Raw genomic sequence first — 17,792 nt, 5'->3', positions numbered from 1 at the left:
GAGAATTCGAGTTTTTTAAGACAAAGTGTTGTAATGATAAATCAGGAGAACAGGGTCATGTCAGAACAGGTCATGGAAGAGTTGTGGAATGGGTTATCACCTGTAGCAGATCGTACTGATCTTGCGAATGCAGTGATTGATCGTCTACTCGAATTGAATGTTGATCTGCAGGAAGTCTCACTTACAGAGATGAAAATTCTGCTGACGCGTGCTTACAGCCACCAGGCGCGAGTGGATTCACAGAAACGCAGCCGCCGGATTTCTGATTGCGTCGTTGCATCTTAACATTTCCCGTTCCCTGAATTATTCTGAGTAATTCAGGGAACGGAATGGAATTTGTACTTGAACCACGAATCATCGAGGTGGTAGAACAGTGCTGCATTCTGCTGATTTTTAAATCAGGTTTGCGAAAAAGCAGGTGGAGATCTGTTGTTAGTCTCCCTGTTGACTGTAATCCTACTCAGAGGACATACCGCCGTGAATGATGAGAACCAGCCCAGTTCATCAGACCAGGATGATGCAGCAGACGGTCAGTCGGAGGTCGCTCAACACATTCTGGAGTCACTCCGGCAAGGCAATAAAATTCAAGCAATCAAAGCTTACCGTGAATCAACCGGTGAGGGGCTGAAAGAATCAAAAGAGGCCATTGACGCACTGATTGAGAAGTATGACATTCAGATGAAGTCCGGGTGCGCTTCTATGCTGCTGTTTGCTACTTCCTTCTTACTGTTGCTGATATTCGTCTGGATTCAGTAATTCTCCGGATGGTTTGCTCTCTGAGATCTATTTGGCGCGCTTGACTTCTTTGGAATGACGTCAAGCCTCGCATTCAGTCAGACTGAGCTTCGAGCAATATGTGCTTAATTCTAGTAGACTGGAATGTTGTTCCGGCTACCTTCCTTTTCGAAAATGTATGACATATCTGATTGAGGCGACGAGCACGACCCGATCGCAGGAAACTGAAAATACTGAAAAAGTGTGAATCGCCTGACAAACCCACCGATTTCCCTGCAAAACAGCCTCACCAAAACAGTTCTGATAAAAGTTTCGTGTTGAAATCATCTTTTCTTCACATTTACCTCATACTTTGTCATCATAGTATGCATTGAATTCGGTTTATGAGATCTGAAGTAAGAGAGACTGCCGATTTCAATACCCACAGCGACCCGCCCGACCTGACCCTCCGCGAAAGGTGAATACATGAGACGGTGTTTAACATCTCTGGCTGTTCTTGGAATCCTGTTAACAACTACGGTGATCTGGGCCTGTTCGGTTCCAGTGTTTCGATATGCATTGGAACGCTGGCCCGCCGACAAGTACAGCGCGGTCGTGTTCCACCGCGGAGACTTAACGCCGGACCAGCAGAAGCTGATTTCCCACTTTGATCAGGAAGGGGCAATCATTCAAAAGTCGGCCAATGTCGAACTGAAGCTGGTTGATCTGGACGCTGAGCCTGCTCCGGTAGATCTGGAACTCTGGAAGGCGCAAAAATCAGAAACGCTGCCTTTACTGGTGATGCGGACTCCCCTGCCCGCCCCGGTTCCCGCTGGTTTCTGGTCAGGTGAACTGACCGAAGAAAACATTACCCGTCTGATGGATTCTCCCCTGCGTCAGAATATTGCCAAACAGCTGGTAAATGGTCAAACTGCCGTCTGGGTCTTTCTGGAAAGTGGCGATGCTGAAAAAGACAAGGCTGCTCGTGAACTGCTGGAGAAAGAGCTCAAGCGGATGGAAAAGGTTCTCAAACTGCCTGAGATCGAACAGGCTGATATTGAACAGGGGCTGGTTAGTGTCTCGCCGGACAGTTTAAAGTTGAAATTCAGTGTTGTGACCTGCTCACGCGATGATTCTGCCGAACAGTATCTGACACAGATGCTGTTGGCGACGGAGAGTGATCTGAAAGACTTTGATTCAGAACCGATGGCGTTACCCGTCTTTGGACGGGGGCGGGCTCTATATGCTCTGATTGGAAAAGGGATTAACCCTGGTACGATCGAGCAGGCCTGTCGCGATCTGACCGGCCCGTGCACCTGTCAGGTGAAAGATCAGAATCCGGGAACCGATCTGTTAATGTCTGTTCCCTGGGAAAAACTGGTTTCGCCTGCCACACAGGATGAAAAGGAACTACCACCACTCACAGGATTGACCAGTTTTTCGAATAGTGAATCCGGGAAAAATGATCCTGCTTCCATGGCACAGTTATTAAACGAACAGGCTAACCCTGGCAACTCGGATTCAGAGAATTCAACTGCAAAAGATGCAAGTGAGAATGATACTGTTACAGAGACTGTTTCCACCGAACCGAGTGAGGGAACCTCGTTGACAGAAGAAAAGTCCGGATCTCCTCCTCTGCAATTCAAAACAGATTTTGCATTTATTACTTTTGCAGCATTCGTAATATTGATCGTTATGGCAGCAAGTTTTTTCCTGTTGATCCTAAAACGGTAATTTGAATTTAAAATAGAGTCCTATCAGCGGCTTGTTCAGAAGGACGTAAAATCAATGTCGTTATTTCATTTGATTATTCAGGAAATGCAACATCGCAAGATGAATTTTCTGCTGGGCCTGTTGTCGGTTGTGGTGGCAGTGGCCTGCCTGGTGGCGGCTTTGACCTTATTGCAGGCTGATGAAATCCAGACAGCACTGATTCTGGAGAAAAAATCAGAGGAAGTGAAACAGGCGGGCGCGCAACTGGAAGACGCGATGCGGAAAATCACGAAAGGCCTGGGCTTCAATATTTTGATTTTACCGGCGGATGAGGATCTGAGCGAATTTCATTTGACGGGAATCGTTGCGAAAACCATGCCTGAAGAAAATGTGAGAAAACTGGCTGAATCAAAAATCGTGACAGTTAATCACCTGTTACCCATGGTGGCTAAAAGAGTTACCTGGCCGGAAAAAGAATGCGAAGTCATTCTGACCGGAACACGGGGAGAAGTTCCGCAGTTACATCGTGCTCTGAAAAAACCGCTCCAGCAGCAGGTACCGGAAGGCACGATGGTGCTTGGGTATCAGATTCAGAAAAAACTGGGATTAAAAGCCGGGGATGAGGTCGAACTGATGGGCAAACCATTTAAGGTGACTTTGACCTATCCCGAACGGGGGAATGCAGATGACAGCACGGTCTGGATTAATTTGAAACAGGCTCAGGAATTGTTGGGGATGCAGAATCTGGTTAATGCGATTCTGGCGCTCGAATGTAATTGTGCAACTGAAGACCGTGTGGCTGAGATCCGCAATGATGTCGGTGAAATTCTGCCCGGTACTCAGATCATAGAACGTGGCCCCCCTGCTCTGGCACGAGCAGAGGCCCGCAATAAAGCGCATGCAACTGCTGTCGCTTCACTGGAACAGGAGAAGGCCAACCGGATTCAACTGATCGAGCGACACGCTGATTTTGCGGCCGTTCTGGTTCCTCTCGTCGTACTGGGATGTGGTGCCTGGATTGGTTTTCTCTCGCTCGAAAATGTACGACGCCGCGCAACTGAAATCGGGATCCTCAGGGCGATTGGATTGAGATCCTCACAGGTTTTTGGAATCTTTATCATCAAGGCAGTGCTGATTGGATTGATCGGTGCCCTGCTCGGTTATTTTCTGGGATACGGAATTGGTGTGAGCTGGGGTAAGTTACCTGAATCGATTCATCCCCAGGAAGTGCTTTTCTCAGGTCGCTGGTTACTGTTAAGTCTGGTGTTTGCCCCACTTCTGGCCAGTTTAGCCAGCTGGGTTCCCGCTTTGATGGCAGCACGCCAGGATCCTGCCACGATACTTCAGGAAGGATGATTAACCGGATATGTTACTGGAACTGAAAGCGCTGTCTAAATCATTTAAATCAGGTTCCCGCCGTGTTCAGGCTGTGGATGGGGTCAGTCTGTCGGTCGATGCCTGCGAGTTTGTCGCGATCCAGGGGCCCAGTGGTTGTGGGAAATCAACACTGCTGTTAATGGTAGGAGGGCTGTTGAGTCCGGATAGCGGTCAGGTATTAATCGAAAATACCGATCCTTACGCATTATCGAATGACCAGCGAGCCCGCTTCCGTTCCACGCATCTGGGATTTGTGTTTCAGCAGTTCCACCTCGTGCCCTACCTGAATGTGCTGGATAATATACTCGCTCCTGCTCTGGCAACCCGTTTACCCGAGGCGCGTCAGCGGGCCGAAGAACTGATTCAGAAATTTGGACTGGAACAGCGTCTGCATCACACACCGGCGGAGCTCAGTACCGGCGAAAAACAACGCGTGGCCTTAGCTCGCGCCTTATTTCATCAACCAAAAGTTTTGCTGGCAGATGAGCCCACCGGTAATCTGGATGCGGAAAACTCGGAAATTGTTTTGAATGTTCTGAATGAGTTTGCACAAAACGGGGGTTGTGTATTAATGGTCTCGCATGATGATCAGGCAGTGCAGTCGGCTCAACGTGTATTGGGTATCAATGCGGGGCGCCTGCTGCCACATAGTGAAAAAGAAGCGTTAATCAACTCTTGAAATGACAAGTAAAATCTCAAAATCAGGTAAACTAATGAAATATCTCCATGGTCAGAATGGGAAGCAGTCGGTTCAAACTCCCTGTCGGACAGGAAGAATTAACAGTGGATTGGCTATCGGCGGAGGTTCACTTCTGTTTCTGGTCCTGATGCTGATCTTGCTGGTTTACTCTCCCCCGAAGGATAGCGAGAAAACTGAAACGACGGCTACAGGTGAAAAATCTTCAGAGTCGGTGTCAGAAGGAAATGAGGATGATGCCCTGGTGATGTACTGTGCAGCAGGAATCAAGCCTCCCGTCGCCGCCGCTGCTGCGCAATTTGCTGAAGAAGAATTTGGTGTGCCCGTGCATTTGCAGTATGGCGGTTCGGGGACTCTGCTCAGTAACCTGCAGGTGGCGAAGAAAGGTGATCTGTATCTGGCAGCCGATACCAGCTATATCGAAATTGCTCGTGAGAAAGGTCTGGTTGATGAGGCGATCTCCGTCGCCCGGATGCATCCGGTGATCATGGTTAAAGAAGGGAATCCGAAGCAGATTCAATCAATCGATGATTTGTTGAAAGCAGATGTAACCTTTGCTCTGGCCAATCCCGATGCGGCTTCGATTGGAAAGTTGACAAAAAAGAAATTGACGGAAGCCGGCAAGTGGGATGCGGTTTCCAGGTCGGCGCGCGTCTTTAAACCGACAGTATCCGAGATTGCTTCTGATGTCCTGCTGGGAGCCGTCGATGCTGCGATTGTCTGGGATGCCACCGTGAATCAACATCCAGATAAAGCAGATGTAGTTGATGTGCCGGAGTTTTCAGAGACAATCAAAAATGTGACCGTTAGCGTTTTGAATTCATCTGATAAACCTCAGCAGGCGCTGATGTTTGCCCGTTATCTGCAGGCACCTGAAAAGGGGCAGAAACAGTTTGCCGAGATGGGGTATGAAGCAGTCGAAGGTGACGCGTGGGATCCCCATCCGACGATTCTACTCTTCAGTGGCGGAGTGAATCGACTGGCGATTCAGGATACATTGAAAGATTTCGAACAACGCGAAGGAGTCACGGTTAACACGGTGTATAACGGGTGTGGGATTCTGGTCGGCCAGATCAACAGTGGACAGCGACCTGATGCCTACTTCGCCTGTGATACTTCCTATATGGTGCAAGTCCAGCCAAAGTTTACCTTACCTCTGACAGTGGCCGAGACAGATATGGTCATCATTGTAGAGAAAGGCAATCCAAAACAGATCAAAACGGTGTTTGATCTTGCCGGGAAAGACATCAAGGTTGGGCTGGCGCATCATGAACAGAGTGCCCTGGGAGCGTTGACTAAAAGATTACTGGGGCCGCTCGTGCAAAACGATCAAAGTCTGTACGACGCCGTGCAGCCGAATATCAAAACCAATACGCCAACAGCAGATCTGCTGGTCAATCAGTTGAGGACCGGTTCACTCGATGCGGCAATTGTATATCGTGCCAATATTTCAAAGGTGGCGGACAAGCTGGATGTGGTTGAAATCAAAGAAGGGCGCCCCCTGGCGGAACAGCCCATCGCGATCCTGAAATCGACAAAGTACCCCCATCTGATGCAGCGACTGGTTGATAAGCTCACAGCGGCTCCTTCGCGGGCGATCTTTGAGTCCAGTGGATTTCGCTGGCGTATTGCTTCGGGGTCGCTATGACTGAGCCAGCTGCGAACGAGCAGAAAACCCGGGACTTCAAGCCACGCTCTGATCTGCCATTCTACACAATCTTTATTTCCATCAGTGCGATTTATGTGTTCCTGATTGTGGCGATGTTGTCCGCCGAGACAACTTATACCACGCCCGACCACATCTGGAATGCATTTACTAAACCGGAAATTCGATATGCGATCTGGCTGAGTCTGATTTCCTGCGCAATCACAACCGTACTGTCTCTCTGGGTTTCCGTGCCGATTGGCTACCTGATGTCGCGTCATGAATTTCCAGGGAAGACGCTGATTGACGCCATTCTCGACATTCCCATCGTTTTGCCTCCTTTGGTAATAGGCCTGTGTCTGTTGATCCTGTTTCAGGTCGAAATTCCACAGATTGAATGGCTCAACAGGATGGTTGCCGAAAAGTCAGGGATGGAATATGTGCCAGACGCATCGGCGGCGCAGACCGAATCAGTAGATGACGTCATTCGCAAAGTAACAAAAGTGATTTTCGGGAAATCGATTGGCGTGACTTATGAAATACCGAGCGTAATTCTGGCTCAATTCATGGTGGCTTGTGCTTTCGCGGTGCGGACGATGCGTGTTACTTTTGACCAGATCGGCCCACGGTATGAGCAGGTGGCGTTAACGCTGGGCTGCAGTCGGGGGCAGGCTTTCTGGCGTGTGGTCTTTCCCCAGGCTTATCGTGGATTGCTGGCTGCGGGTACGCTTGCCTGGGCGCGCTCGCTGGGTGAGTTTGGTCCGATTCTGGTGTTTTCGGGGGCCACTCGAATGAAAACGGAAGTGTTGCCGACAACGGTGTTTCTGGAGCTGACGGTAGGGAATATTGAAGGTGCAGTTGCTGCCTCATTGATTATGGTTGTATCTGCCTTGATTGTACTGGTCGTTGCCCGTATGTTCGGGTTGACGCGTGGCACAGCAATATAAGCAGACCTCATTACATTCAGCTACACCAGATATCTCATATTTCTGATTTGACAGTTATGATTTCAGTAAAAAAACTTTGTGTCCAGGTTGGCGAATTCAAATTGAATGACGTTAACTTTGAAGTACCTGGGGGACACTATGCCGTCCTGATGGGTAAGACCGGCAGCGGGAAAACGACCATTCTGGAAACCATCTGTGGCCTGAAGAAAGTCCAGTCGGGTACCGTTTCGCTGAACGGCAAGACAATGACGAATGCCAGCCCGGCTGAGCGTGAAATCGGTTATGTTCCCCAGGATGGTGTGCTGTTCCATACGATGACGGTGCGAGATAATCTGTCGTTTGCTTTAGAACTGAGAAAATGGAGTCAGCAGGAAATCAACGTACGTGTCGAAGAACTGGCGGAACTGCTGGGGATCAGTTACCTGCTGAATCGAACTCCCTTTGGTTTGAGTGGGGGGGAAACACAACGGGTTGCACTGGGGCGCGCCCTGGCTGCAAAACCATCAATTCTCTGCCTGGATGAACCTTTAAGTGCCTTAGACGAAGATACGCGCGGCGATATGTGCACCTTGTTAAGTGAAGTACAGCGCGTGACCGGCGTGACAACTTTGCATATTACACACAATGCTTCCGAGTCAGAGCGGCTGGGGGATATTAAATTAGCAATTGTAGATGGAGTGGTATGCAGTCTGTCATCAAAGGCAGCAGAGTTCGCGGAAGATACTTCTGCCACTAGTCAGGAATCCGAATCGAAGACCGGTCCTTCAGCAAGAATGAAAGCGCAATAGTATGAAAATTAAGGTGGAATATACGGCCCAGGTTAAAAAGGCGGCCGGTACAGGTTCTGAAGAATACGATGTTTCACCAGGAAGCACTTTGCAGGATCTGGTGAAGCAGATTGCGGAAACGCATGCGACAGCTCTGAAGCCTCTGCTGTTTCCGGATTCGGAGACACTGCACCCTTCCATCCTGTTGTTTGTTTCGAACGAACAGGTATTATGGGAAGAACCACTGACGCTGGAACCTCACCAGATCGTGACAATTCTCTCTCCCATTTCCGGGGGATGAGGAGCACACCTTAAGCCATTAAAAAACAGAAATCCCGCCTCAACATACAGGAGTTATGATGTCCGGTTTTGCGCCCCTGACGGATGAAGAACGAGCAGTTTACGAGTGGCAGATCTGGGTACCCGAATTTGGGGAAGCTGGTCAGGAGCAACTGAAAAACGCATCTGTTCTGATCTCGCGTTGTGGCGGTCTGGGGAGTGTGGTGGCATACGAACTGGCGGCAGCAGGTGTCGGGAAAATGGTGATTGCACATGCCGGGAATGTCAAACCGAGTGACCTGAACCGTCAATTACTAATGACACATGACTGGCTGGGGAAACCGCGTGTCGAATCTGCGGAGCGACGTTTGAAAGAGTTGAATCCCCGATTGGAAATTGTGGCTGTTCCTGAAAATATCAGTGAGAAGAATGCAGAGCAGCTTGTGAATCAGGTCGATCTGATTGTCGACTGTGCCCCGCTCTTCCCGGAACGCTATGCGATGAATCGTCAGTCCGTTTTGCAGAATAAGCCACTCGTGGAATGTGCCATGTATGATCTGGAAGCCCAACTGACTACGTTCATTCCCGGACAGACCGGCTGCCTGGCTTGTCTCTATCCCCATGATCCACCCGCGTGGAAGCGGGAGTTCCCCGTATTTGGTGCAGTTTCCGGTACGGTTGGCTGTATGGCGGCAATGGAAGCGATCAAGGTGCTCAGTGGATTGGGAGAGACGCTGGCTAATCAACTGCTGATGTTTGATTTGCGGGATATGACATTTCAAAGAAACCGGATTCTGCGTCGAAAAGACTGCGCTGTTTGTGGAGCCTGATCGTTGATATTATTTTAAATAAGCCTTTGAGGTGCTTCAATGAAGTTTTATTTCCGTCAATTCTTGATTCTGACCGTTCTGATCATCGGGATGGTGTCTGTCACAGAAACACACGTCTCGGCAGCGGAAAATGATTCAAAGCCAGAATGGCGCGGTGCTGCTACCTCTGTCGTGATCACGCCCGACGAACCCATGTGGATGTCCGGCTATGCCGCCCGCACGAAACCCTCTGAGGGAAAGGTGCATGATCTTTATGCCAAACTGTTGATTCTGGAAGATACGCGCGGTCAAAAAGTCGTGATCATCACGACCGACCTGATTGGAATTACGCGTGCTTTGCGCGATCCGATTGCCGCACGTCTGGAATCCGAGTTTAATATTCCCTCAGCCGCCTTATTGATGAATGCATCGCATACGCATTGTGGACCCGAGTTACGCGAAGACAAAGCGACCCGCCGCGGACTGGGGGGAGATCGAGGCGCAGAAGCCCGGCAGTACACGAAAATGCTGGTTGAGAAACTTCTCAAAGCGATCGAAGCAACACTGCCTCGACTGGAACCGGTTGAGTTGAAGTATGCTTCCGCGCGGGCTGGCTTTGCGATGAACCGTCGTCTGCCCACTCCCAAGGGAGTGATTAATAGTCCCTACCCGGAAGGCCCTGTAGATCAGCGGGTACCGGTTTTGATTGTAGAGCGGCCTGATCGTTCTCTGGTGGCAGCTTTGTTTGGCTATGCCTGTCACAATACGACGCTCAGCTTTTACCAGTTTTGTGGTGACTATGCCGGGTATGCCCAGGAATATCTGGAAGACGCTCATCCGGGGATGGTGGCGCTGTTTATGATGGGCTGTGGTGGAGATCAGAATCCCTATCCGCGCCGGTCTCTGGATCTGGCGAAACAGCATGGTCGTGCACTCTCCAACGCCGTTGAAGTAGCTTTGTCGGTCAAGCAGCCACGTGAAATTCATGGTCCCCTGGGAGTCGCCATGGAAGAGGTCGAACTGGAATTTGCTACTCCCCCTTCGCGCGAAGAACTGCTCGAACGCAGGGAAACAGGCAATAAATATGAACAGAGCCACGCGGTCCGTCTGCTGGATCAGCTTGAAGAACGCGGGGGCATTCAGACCAGCTATGCTTTTCCCCTGCAGGTCATCCAATTTGGGAATGACCTGACTTTAGCCGCCATTTGTGGTGAAACGGTGGTCGATTACTCTCTCCGACTGCAGCAGGAACTGAAAACAAGTACCGGAAATTCCAGTGATCAGAAACCTGTCGTCTGGGTCGCTGGCTATTCGAATCATGTATTCGGCTATCTTCCCAGTTTGCGTGTCCTGAAAGAGGGAGGCTACGAAGGCAACAGGGCCATGATATATACCTCGTACCCTGGACCATTTGCCGATTCGGTCGAACAACGGGTAGTTTCCAAAATTCATGAACTGACGAATCAGGCCAGAAAAACGACTCAACAGAAGTAGGCATGAATCTGGTCGCTGCTTTGTGTTACTTTTGCCTGAAGTGCCTGGTTTTTCAATTTTCCGGTTCGCTTTTCCAGTCGTCTGATTTAGAATAGATGAAAGTTTGTTAAAGATATTATTATCTTTAAGGTGCTATTCTTTCCCGCCTGGAGTAGACAGTGATGCGCCGTCAGCTGTTCAAGAATGTGTGTTTTGTAATTAGCTTCATTTTATTCTCACCTGTCGTGTCTTCGACTTTGCAGGCACAGACCGAGCAGGAAGTAACCGCTTCCCGGCTCAAGGGGGTTGAGTTTCTCAAGTCCCAGCAGCAGGACGATGGCAGCTGGGAATTCGAAGGTCACCCAGTGGGGATCACAGCGCTCTGTACAATGGCGCTCTTGGAAAATGGAATCCCCGTTAATGATCCTCTGATCCAGAAAGGCAGACAGTTTGTCCTGAAAGAATCAGAGAAACTGAAATCGACTTACGATCTGTCTTTGGCCATACTGCTGTTATCCCGTATTGGTGATCGTGAAGACAAAGCCGATATCCGCCGGTTTGCCGCACGTTTAATCGCCGGTCAGACCACGACGGGTGGCTGGAGTTACACTTGCCCGCTGGCGTCTGCAAGTAGCTTAAATAACCCACGTTCCCGTCCCAAACTGGGAACCTCTCCCGGCGATAACAGTTGTACTCAGTTTGCGGTACTCGGGTTGTGGACAGCCTCCCGGTCGAACATCAATATTGATGAATCGATGAGTGGCGTGGCGCGTCGGTTTGTCGAAACGCAGAACGAAGACGGGGGCTGGAGTTACAAGCTGCCAACAGAAGAGATGAAAGAACCTTCACGGAATTCAATGACGCTGGCAGGCCTGTTCTGTCTGACGGTGGCCCGCGCGACAAAGATCCGTTCTCTAAATCAGGACGTTCTTAAAGAAGCAGGCACCCGGACTGAATCGCAGAAGGAGGGCGATACTCTGGTTTCTGATCCGATTTTTGCCAAGGGGCTGGAGATGGCGGGAACCTATGCTGCAGGAATCAGCGCATCTTCTGCCCGTTATTTTCTCTGGTCGACTGAGCGGGTGGGCGTCTTGCTGGGGCTGGAAACCCTCGGGAAAACGGACTGGTTTTCCAAAGGAGCTTCTGCTTTGATTCAGACTCAGAAAGAGGATGGCAGCTGGGAAGACTCTCGCGGGAAACTGGCAGAGACTGCCTTTGCGATCCTGTTCCTGCGTAAAGCGAATTTGGGGAGTGACATCTCGCGCATGCTGAACGGGGAACCTGAAAAGAAGTTTCAGATCTATTCTCAACAGAAAAAACCGGAATTCGAAACCCTGCAGGCCGCAGTCTCTGCTGCCAAATCGGGAGATTTGATCCGCGTTAATGGCGATGGACCATTTGGAGTACCGCATCTGGAAATTGATAAAGACCTGAGAATCGAAGCCGGTTTTGGCTATGTCCCGATCTTTCAGTACAAACGGGGGAAGAACAGTCTGGGCTTACGTTCCAGGCCAGAGCGTGACCCGAATGTACGCCATATACTGCGGGTCTCAAAAGGAACCCTGGCGCTGGAAGGGATTGGGTTTGAGTTCGATCCCCCTGAAGTCGGTAAAGATGTGCCCTGGGCAGCGATTGTGGTGAATGGCGGAAATTTAGAGATGCTGAACTGTTCAATTTCAGAGCAGAACGATAAAGGCATGGCTGCAATTCAATTTTTAAAGCCGACCGATTCTAAAATTACCAACTGCTTTTTCGTGGGAGGACGTGCCACCTTTGAAATCGAAGGGACCGGTCAGCAGACCATTTCTGTAGATGATTCGATTGTCTTCTCTCGAAAAATATTCTCTGTTCTGAAAAGTTCCGGTACGTCCGCGGGAGGTGATATCAATCTGAATCTGTCCCATTGCACGGTTCAGGGGTCAGAGGGCTTTGTGTTTGAACGTTTCGTGAAAAATATCCATGTGAAGAGTGACCATTGTGCTTTCAAAGTAGAAAACCTGGGTCTTTCGATGTTGTCTGCAAAAGGTTCAAATGCGAATCGATCATTTGCAGGAGATGCAAATGTCTATGACGTGGATGACTGGCTGGGATTGAGTGGCAAAGCTGAATCCAGCGTGACCGATGTCAAAAGCTGGAGCCAGTTCTGGGGGAAGACCGATGAAACATCTGTGGGGGATACACTTGCCTTTGCGTTTCGTCGGCCTAATAATTCGTTCAATCATCGCTACAAACCGGAAGACTGGGAAGTCTCAGACAGTTCACCGTTGCTGGCGCGCGGACTTGAGTTTGGAGCCCAGCCAGCCAGTGTCGGAGCCGGCCCGGGATTCAGCCGCTTTCGCAGCAGTATTCTGTACAATGAATGGAAGCAGAAGCAACTGGCAGAAGCGAAGTAAACGAAATACGAGCCGGAAGCGATTTGCTTTTTCTTGATGAAACGTTAGAATTCCCTGCTGACTGATATTGATGGCTGTTCATGAATGTCATTCCACCCTGGCAACGATTCGACGGTGAGAACGTTCACCGATTTATGAATGAACCCGAGTAAACTGCGCCGCCAGATTATTTTTGAAGCGGCACGACTGATGTATTCGCGACAAGAGACAGAGTATTATCGGGCCAAAATGAAAGCTGCTCGTAAAGTCTGTCAGGGCTGGGTTAAACCCGCCGATCTCCCCAGTAACCGCGAAATTCGAGACGAAATCCAGCGTTTTGCCTGCACTTTCGAAGGCGAGTCCCGTACAGAAAATCTGCTGGGGATGCGACTGCAGGCGTTACGATTTCTACGAATGTTCAAGCCGTTTCATCCAAAACTGATCGGCAGTACCCTGACCGGGCATATTCGACAGGGGTCGGACATCGATATTCATGTCTTTTCACACAGTTGTGAAGCGGTAACCGCACAACTGGATGAGGAAGGGATTTCCTATCGTGTCGAACACAAAACCGTAAAAAAACATGGTGAAGAACGAATTTTCACGCACATACATATTCAGGATGAATTTCCGGTAGAACTTACTTTATATCCCACCGAACGCTCAAGCTATGGATTCAAGTGTTCGATTACCGGCAAACGGATCGAGCGGGCGACACTGCCTGAATTTGAACAACTGCTGGAAAAAGAATATCCGGGCATCGATCTGGATCAGCGACTGGCGGAGGTCGAAGAAAACATCGATCGGTTTCAGATGTACCGGCTGTTGCTGCTGCCTCTGGCAGGAGTCAAGCAGTCTAAAAAATATCATCCCGAAGGAGATGCGTTGTACCACAGTCTGCAGGTATATGATCTGGTGTGCGACGAACTTCCCTATGACGAAGAGTTTCAACTGGCAGCTTTGTTACATGATGTAGGAAAAGCCATCGCCCCACACGATCATGTTGAAGCAGGCTTGCAGGCGCTGGAAGGATTGATTACAGAAAGGACTGCCTGGCTGATTCAGCATCATATGGATGCGCATGCGATCCGGGCAGGTACTTTGGGAGCCCGCGCACGGAGGCGGTTGATGGCGAACGAAAGCTATGAAGATCTGCTGTTATTGGAAGAGTGCGATCATAATGGTCGCGAACCAGGTGTTGAGGTGCCTGATGTAGAAGATGCTTTAGAGGCGATTCAGGAACTGTCTCGCTTGTGCGGTTAAACTCAGCCAACGTAAAAATATTAATACTAAAAAATAGATTTGAGAGGATTTACATCAATGACAAAACGTGTCTTAAGTGTCGGACAATGTGTGCCAGATACCAGTTCATTAACACGCTTTCTAACCAGCCACTTCGATGTGGAGATTGATCAGTCGGACGTGGAGCGTGATACACTGGAGAAGTTAAAATCGGGCGAGTATGATCTGGTGCTGATCAACCGTAAACTGGATGCCGACTATAGTGATGGCATCGAACTCATCGAGAAGATCAAACGTTCTTCTGATGTCAAACCCAGCCCGCTGATGCTGGTCTCTAATTACCCGGAGTACCAGGAACAGGCAGTAGAGGTGGGAGCCGTGTATGGCATAGGCAAAGATCAATATCGGGACCCCCAGACCGCAGCCCGTCTGCAGCCTTATTTGGGTTGATAGCGGAGATAACGACCGGGTAGTGTTTGCGAAGTGATCTCCAGTGGCTGATTATTATGTACGATGGGGATTCCATTGGTGAAGACATAGTCGATGCCGCTGGAGAACTGCTGCGGATTTTCATAGGTGGCATGATCCTGCACGGTCTCCGGATCAAAAATCACCAGGTCTGCGAAATGCTGTTCTTTCACAAAACCACGGTTCGCCATCCCAAACCGTCGGGCTGCGGAGCCTGACAATTTATAGACGGCGTCTTCCAGTGAAAAGAGTTTGTGGTCCCGCACGCACGGTCCGAGCAGACGGGCTGCCGAACCGAACTGTCGGGGGTGGATCATGCCCCCTTCCATATAAATGCCGTCTGTACCCATCATGAACAGGTCATGCTTCAGGACCGGATCAACGAGGCGGTCATCTCCCATATTGAAGACCAGCAGGACAGCCATCTCTTCTTCAATCAACAGGTTGATCAATGCTTCTTCTTTGGGAAGCCCTGATTCTTCCACATACTGGCCCAGTGATTTGCCTTGATGTTGTTTATTCTTTTCAGTGAGCACCCAGGCAATCTGAATCGCCGAGATATCCAGCAGGTAATTCTCCAGTCCGTATTTGAAACGCTGTTGCATTTCGGGCAGCTTTAACTTTTCGATTGCTTTTTGGGGTCCGTCTTCAAACACTTCGTAAGGCAGCAGAAAATGCAACATGGTGGAACCGGGCTGATACGGATACACGTCGAACGAGATGTCGACTTCGTGGCGGGCGACTTTATCGATATATTCGAGAGCCTCTTCCGCCTGACCCGGGTGTTGTCCTTTCATATGGGAGATATGAACTTTGACCCCTGCTCTTTTTCCAATTTCCACGAGTTCTTCGATGGCCGGCATCAGCGTTTTTTTATAACGGATATGCGAGACATATAGTCCGTCGTACTCGGCCATTGCCTGACAGGCTTCTACCAGTTCATCGGTGGTTGAGAAACATTGCGCGACATAATCGAGACCGGTCGACAGGCCGACTGCGCCTGCTTCCATTCCTTTGCGGACGTCGGCGCAGATCTGTTTCATCTGAAAGTCATCTACGCGCTGACGACCGAAGCCACACGCCATTGATCGCAGGTTCGCATAGGGAATGTGCGTCATCACGTTTTGCACGTTCTTGCCATCGATCAGGTTCATATATTCCTGGAGAGACTCCCAGCCGGTGTATTCATGAGGGTAGAGCCCGTCCAGCGACTGCAGGTAGTAGACCCAGTCCATAGCAGTGCAGCGATCCACGGGGGCATACGAGATCCCGTCTGCCATGATGACTTCTGTTGTGAAACCCTGGGAGGTTTTGGAGATGAAATTGGGTGTATTGAGCAGCCAGCTGTCAGAGTGGTTATGTACATCCACAAAACCAGGGGCGACGACCTTGTTCGTGGCGTCGATGACGGTGGCTCCGGAACTTTCAGGCAGATCGCCAATTGCGGCGATGGTATCCCCTTTGATGCCGACATTTGCCTGATAGCGTGGTGCGCCGCTACCATCGATGACAGTACCACCTGAGATTAAGACATCAAATACCGGGTTCACGCCTGAGGATTCATGGGTGTTCATAGACTACGTCAATTTCATCTTGTGGGGTGATCTGGGGGGGAACGCTGAATCTTCAGTTTACTTTGACATGATTCCGGTTCGGAGAAAAGTCTCGCTGGAAAATATTTCAAAATTATCAGGAGCTCTCAAGTCTCAACTCGGGAACTGCTGTTTGAGGATCCTGCCTGATTTCACCGTAATTGTGTTTTCTTTCGTTCATCCAATAACTACAATAAATAGAACTTTTCCGATACGAGATTCCTAAAAGTTCAGAAACGTTTTAACCGACTAAAGTAAAATGGCGTAATACGATTACATTAGAAATTCAAACAGGAGCACTTCATGAGTCAACGTACTACTCGCCGCGAGTTCATTAAACAGTCATCGGCGTTAGGCGCCGCGTTCTGGGTTGGCGGACAAAATCTGCTGGCAGTGGAAAAGTCGCCACTTGAGAAATTGAATTTCGCTTCCATTGGTGTCGGCGGTAAAGGTTCCAGCGATTCTAAATCTGCTGCTGACAACGGGAATCTGATCGCCATTTGTGATATCGATGACAAACGTCTCCTCAAAGCAGCAGCCCGCTATCCTAAAGCGAAAAAATTTAATGATTACCGGGAAATGCTGACCGAGATGGAAGGCCAGATTGATGCGGTCACCGTCAGTACTCCGGATCATTCGCATGCTCCTGCCAGTGTAATGGCGATGAAAAAAGGCAAGCACTGTTTCACCCAGAAACCGTTAACCTGGTCGGTTCACGAAGCACGCGTGATGCGGGAAACCGCTCAAGAGCATGGTGTGGCGACCCAGATGGGGAACCAGGGAACTGCCAAGGACGGGTTCCGGGAAGCCGTCGAAGTCATTCGTTCGGGCGTACTGGGGAACGTACGGGAAGCACATGTCTGGACTAACCGTCCTGTGTGGGGTAAAGGCGTTGATCGTCCACCCGTAGGCGAAACAGCTCCCAAACACATTCACTGGGATCTGTTCCTCGGACCTGCTCCCTACCGTGAATTCAGCACATTGTACCATCCGTTTGAATGGCGTGGCTGGCTGGATTTCGGCACCGGGGCTCTGGGCGATATGGCCTGTCACACGATGAATATGCATGTGATGGCGCTGGATCTGTACGATCCACAGTCGATTGTTGCAGAAGAGGAAGGGATGATTGAAAATGAAACCTATCCCAAATCGACAAAAATTACCTATCAGTTTGGTGAGCGTGGTGAAGGTAAGAAACTTTGCCCGCTGAAGCTGACCTGGTACGATGGTGGTAATTTACCACCAGAAGAACTGCTGATGGGTGAAAAACTGAAATCCAGTGGCGTGGTTCTGGTAGGCGATGAAGGTAATTTTTATACGCCCGATGACTACGGTGCAGAATATGTTCTGCTACCCAAAGACAAATTCAAAGACTTCAAAAAACCAGAACAGAGCCTGCCGCGTTCACCTGGTCACTTTGAAGAATTTGTCGTGGCCTGTAAAGGTGGCGATCCAGCGATGTCTAACTTCAACTATGCCAGCCGTCTGACTGAGACGACTCTGCTGGGGAATGCTGCGATTCGTGCCGGCAAAAAACTGGATTGGGACGCGAAGAAAATGGAATTCACAAATGCTCCGGAAGCCAATAAATTCCTGAGTCGTGACTACCGTGATGGCTGGTCTCTCTAAACTGAGATGATCTGTTTGTAAAATACAACCCCGCGGGATTTCGGTTCCGCGGGGTTTTTATTTTAAAG

16 protein-coding genes are annotated in these 17,792 nt (G+C 49.7%); 15 read left to right on the top strand and 1 reads right to left on the bottom strand.

Going from position 1 to position 17,792, the window contains the following annotated elements; all coding sequences use genetic code 11:
* Positions 1-57 precede the first annotated feature (57 nt).
* The 14 genes from ACN0YH_RS05060 to ACN0YH_RS04995 all read left to right on the top strand — a co-directional run bounded on the left by ACN0YH_RS05060 (position 58) and on the right by ACN0YH_RS04995 (position 14,485).
* Positions 58-285, top strand: coding sequence for a hypothetical protein (locus ACN0YH_RS05060; protein WP_417378472.1), 228 nt, complete (start codon positions 58-60; stop codon positions 283-285).
* A 192-nt stretch (positions 286-477) separates the two neighbouring features.
* Complete coding sequence (locus ACN0YH_RS05055; protein ID WP_417378471.1) at positions 478-756, top strand: ribosomal protein L7/L12; 279 nt, start codon at positions 478-480, stop codon at positions 754-756.
* Positions 757-1,200: 444 nt separating this feature from the next.
* Complete coding sequence (locus tag ACN0YH_RS05050) at positions 1,201-2,448, top strand: hypothetical protein (RefSeq protein ID WP_417378470.1); 1,248 nt, start codon at positions 1,201-1,203, stop codon at positions 2,446-2,448.
* Between the two features lie 54 nt (positions 2,449-2,502).
* Positions 2,503-3,783 carry an ABC transporter permease gene (locus ACN0YH_RS05045; RefSeq protein ID WP_417378469.1) on the top strand — a complete coding sequence of 427 codons (1,281 nt, stop codon included), beginning with the start codon at positions 2,503-2,505 and terminating at the stop codon, positions 3,781-3,783.
* 10 nt (positions 3,784-3,793) lie between these two features.
* The gene (locus ACN0YH_RS05040; protein WP_417378468.1) at positions 3,794-4,483 is read left to right on the top strand and encodes an ABC transporter ATP-binding protein; all 690 of its coding nucleotides are present in this window, start codon (positions 3,794-3,796) and stop codon (positions 4,481-4,483) included.
* Between the two features lie 34 nt (positions 4,484-4,517).
* Entirely contained in the window at positions 4,518-6,149 is a 1,632-nt protein-coding gene (gene modA / locus ACN0YH_RS05035; RefSeq protein WP_417378467.1) for a molybdate ABC transporter substrate-binding protein, read from the top strand.
* Complete coding sequence (locus ACN0YH_RS05030; RefSeq protein WP_417378466.1) at positions 6,146-7,093, top strand: ABC transporter permease; 948 nt, start codon at positions 6,146-6,148, stop codon at positions 7,091-7,093. The genes modA and ACN0YH_RS05030 overlap by 4 nt, the downstream gene beginning before the upstream one ends.
* Positions 7,094-7,149: 56 nt before the next feature.
* The gene (locus ACN0YH_RS05025) at positions 7,150-7,881 is read left to right on the top strand and encodes an ATP-binding cassette domain-containing protein (protein WP_417378465.1); all 732 of its coding nucleotides are present in this window, start codon (positions 7,150-7,152) and stop codon (positions 7,879-7,881) included.
* Between the two features lies 1 nt (position 7,882).
* Positions 7,883-8,161, top strand: a complete 279-nt coding sequence (locus ACN0YH_RS05020) for a MoaD/ThiS family protein (RefSeq protein ID WP_417378464.1) — start codon at positions 7,883-7,885, stop codon at positions 8,159-8,161.
* Between the two features lie 55 nt (positions 8,162-8,216).
* Positions 8,217-8,969 carry a HesA/MoeB/ThiF family protein gene (locus ACN0YH_RS05015; RefSeq protein ID WP_417378463.1) on the top strand — a complete coding sequence of 251 codons (753 nt, stop codon included), beginning with the start codon at positions 8,217-8,219 and terminating at the stop codon, positions 8,967-8,969.
* Positions 8,970-9,008: 39 nt separating this feature from the next.
* Positions 9,009-10,442: a neutral/alkaline non-lysosomal ceramidase N-terminal domain-containing protein gene (locus ACN0YH_RS05010; protein ID WP_417378462.1), complete on the top strand. Its 1,434-nt coding sequence runs from the start codon at positions 9,009-9,011 to the stop codon at positions 10,440-10,442.
* A 161-nt stretch (positions 10,443-10,603) separates the two neighbouring features.
* Complete coding sequence (locus ACN0YH_RS05005) at positions 10,604-12,814, top strand: prenyltransferase/squalene oxidase repeat-containing protein (RefSeq protein ID WP_417378461.1); 2,211 nt, start codon at positions 10,604-10,606, stop codon at positions 12,812-12,814.
* A 138-nt stretch (positions 12,815-12,952) separates the two neighbouring features.
* Positions 12,953-14,056 carry an HD domain-containing protein gene (locus ACN0YH_RS05000; protein WP_417378460.1) on the top strand — a complete coding sequence of 368 codons (1,104 nt, stop codon included), beginning with the start codon at positions 12,953-12,955 and terminating at the stop codon, positions 14,054-14,056.
* Between the two features lie 57 nt (positions 14,057-14,113).
* Positions 14,114-14,485, top strand: a complete 372-nt coding sequence (locus ACN0YH_RS04995; RefSeq protein WP_417378459.1) for a response regulator — start codon at positions 14,114-14,116, stop codon at positions 14,483-14,485.
* Here the strand turns inward: ACN0YH_RS04995 and ACN0YH_RS04990 are convergent.
* Positions 14,473-16,077, bottom strand: coding sequence for an N-acyl-D-amino-acid deacylase family protein (locus ACN0YH_RS04990; RefSeq protein ID WP_417378458.1), 1,605 nt, complete (start codon positions 16,075-16,077; stop codon positions 14,473-14,475). The two genes, ACN0YH_RS04995 and ACN0YH_RS04990, sit on opposite strands and share 13 nt — an antisense overlap.
* A 321-nt stretch (positions 16,078-16,398) precedes the next feature.
* Here ACN0YH_RS04990 and ACN0YH_RS04985 point away from each other — a divergent pair, with 321 nt between their 5' ends.
* Positions 16,399-17,724, top strand: coding sequence for a Gfo/Idh/MocA family protein (locus ACN0YH_RS04985; protein ID WP_417378457.1), 1,326 nt, complete (start codon positions 16,399-16,401; stop codon positions 17,722-17,724).
* The last annotated feature ends 68 nt before the right edge of the window (positions 17,725-17,792 follow it).

The sequence above is a fragment of the Gimesia sp. genome (assembly GCF_048262075.1).
GTDB lineage: Bacteria > Planctomycetota > Planctomycetia > Planctomycetales > Planctomycetaceae > Gimesia.
Note: the sequence above shows the minus strand (reverse complement) of the source record. Positions and strands in the feature narration are given on the sequence as shown.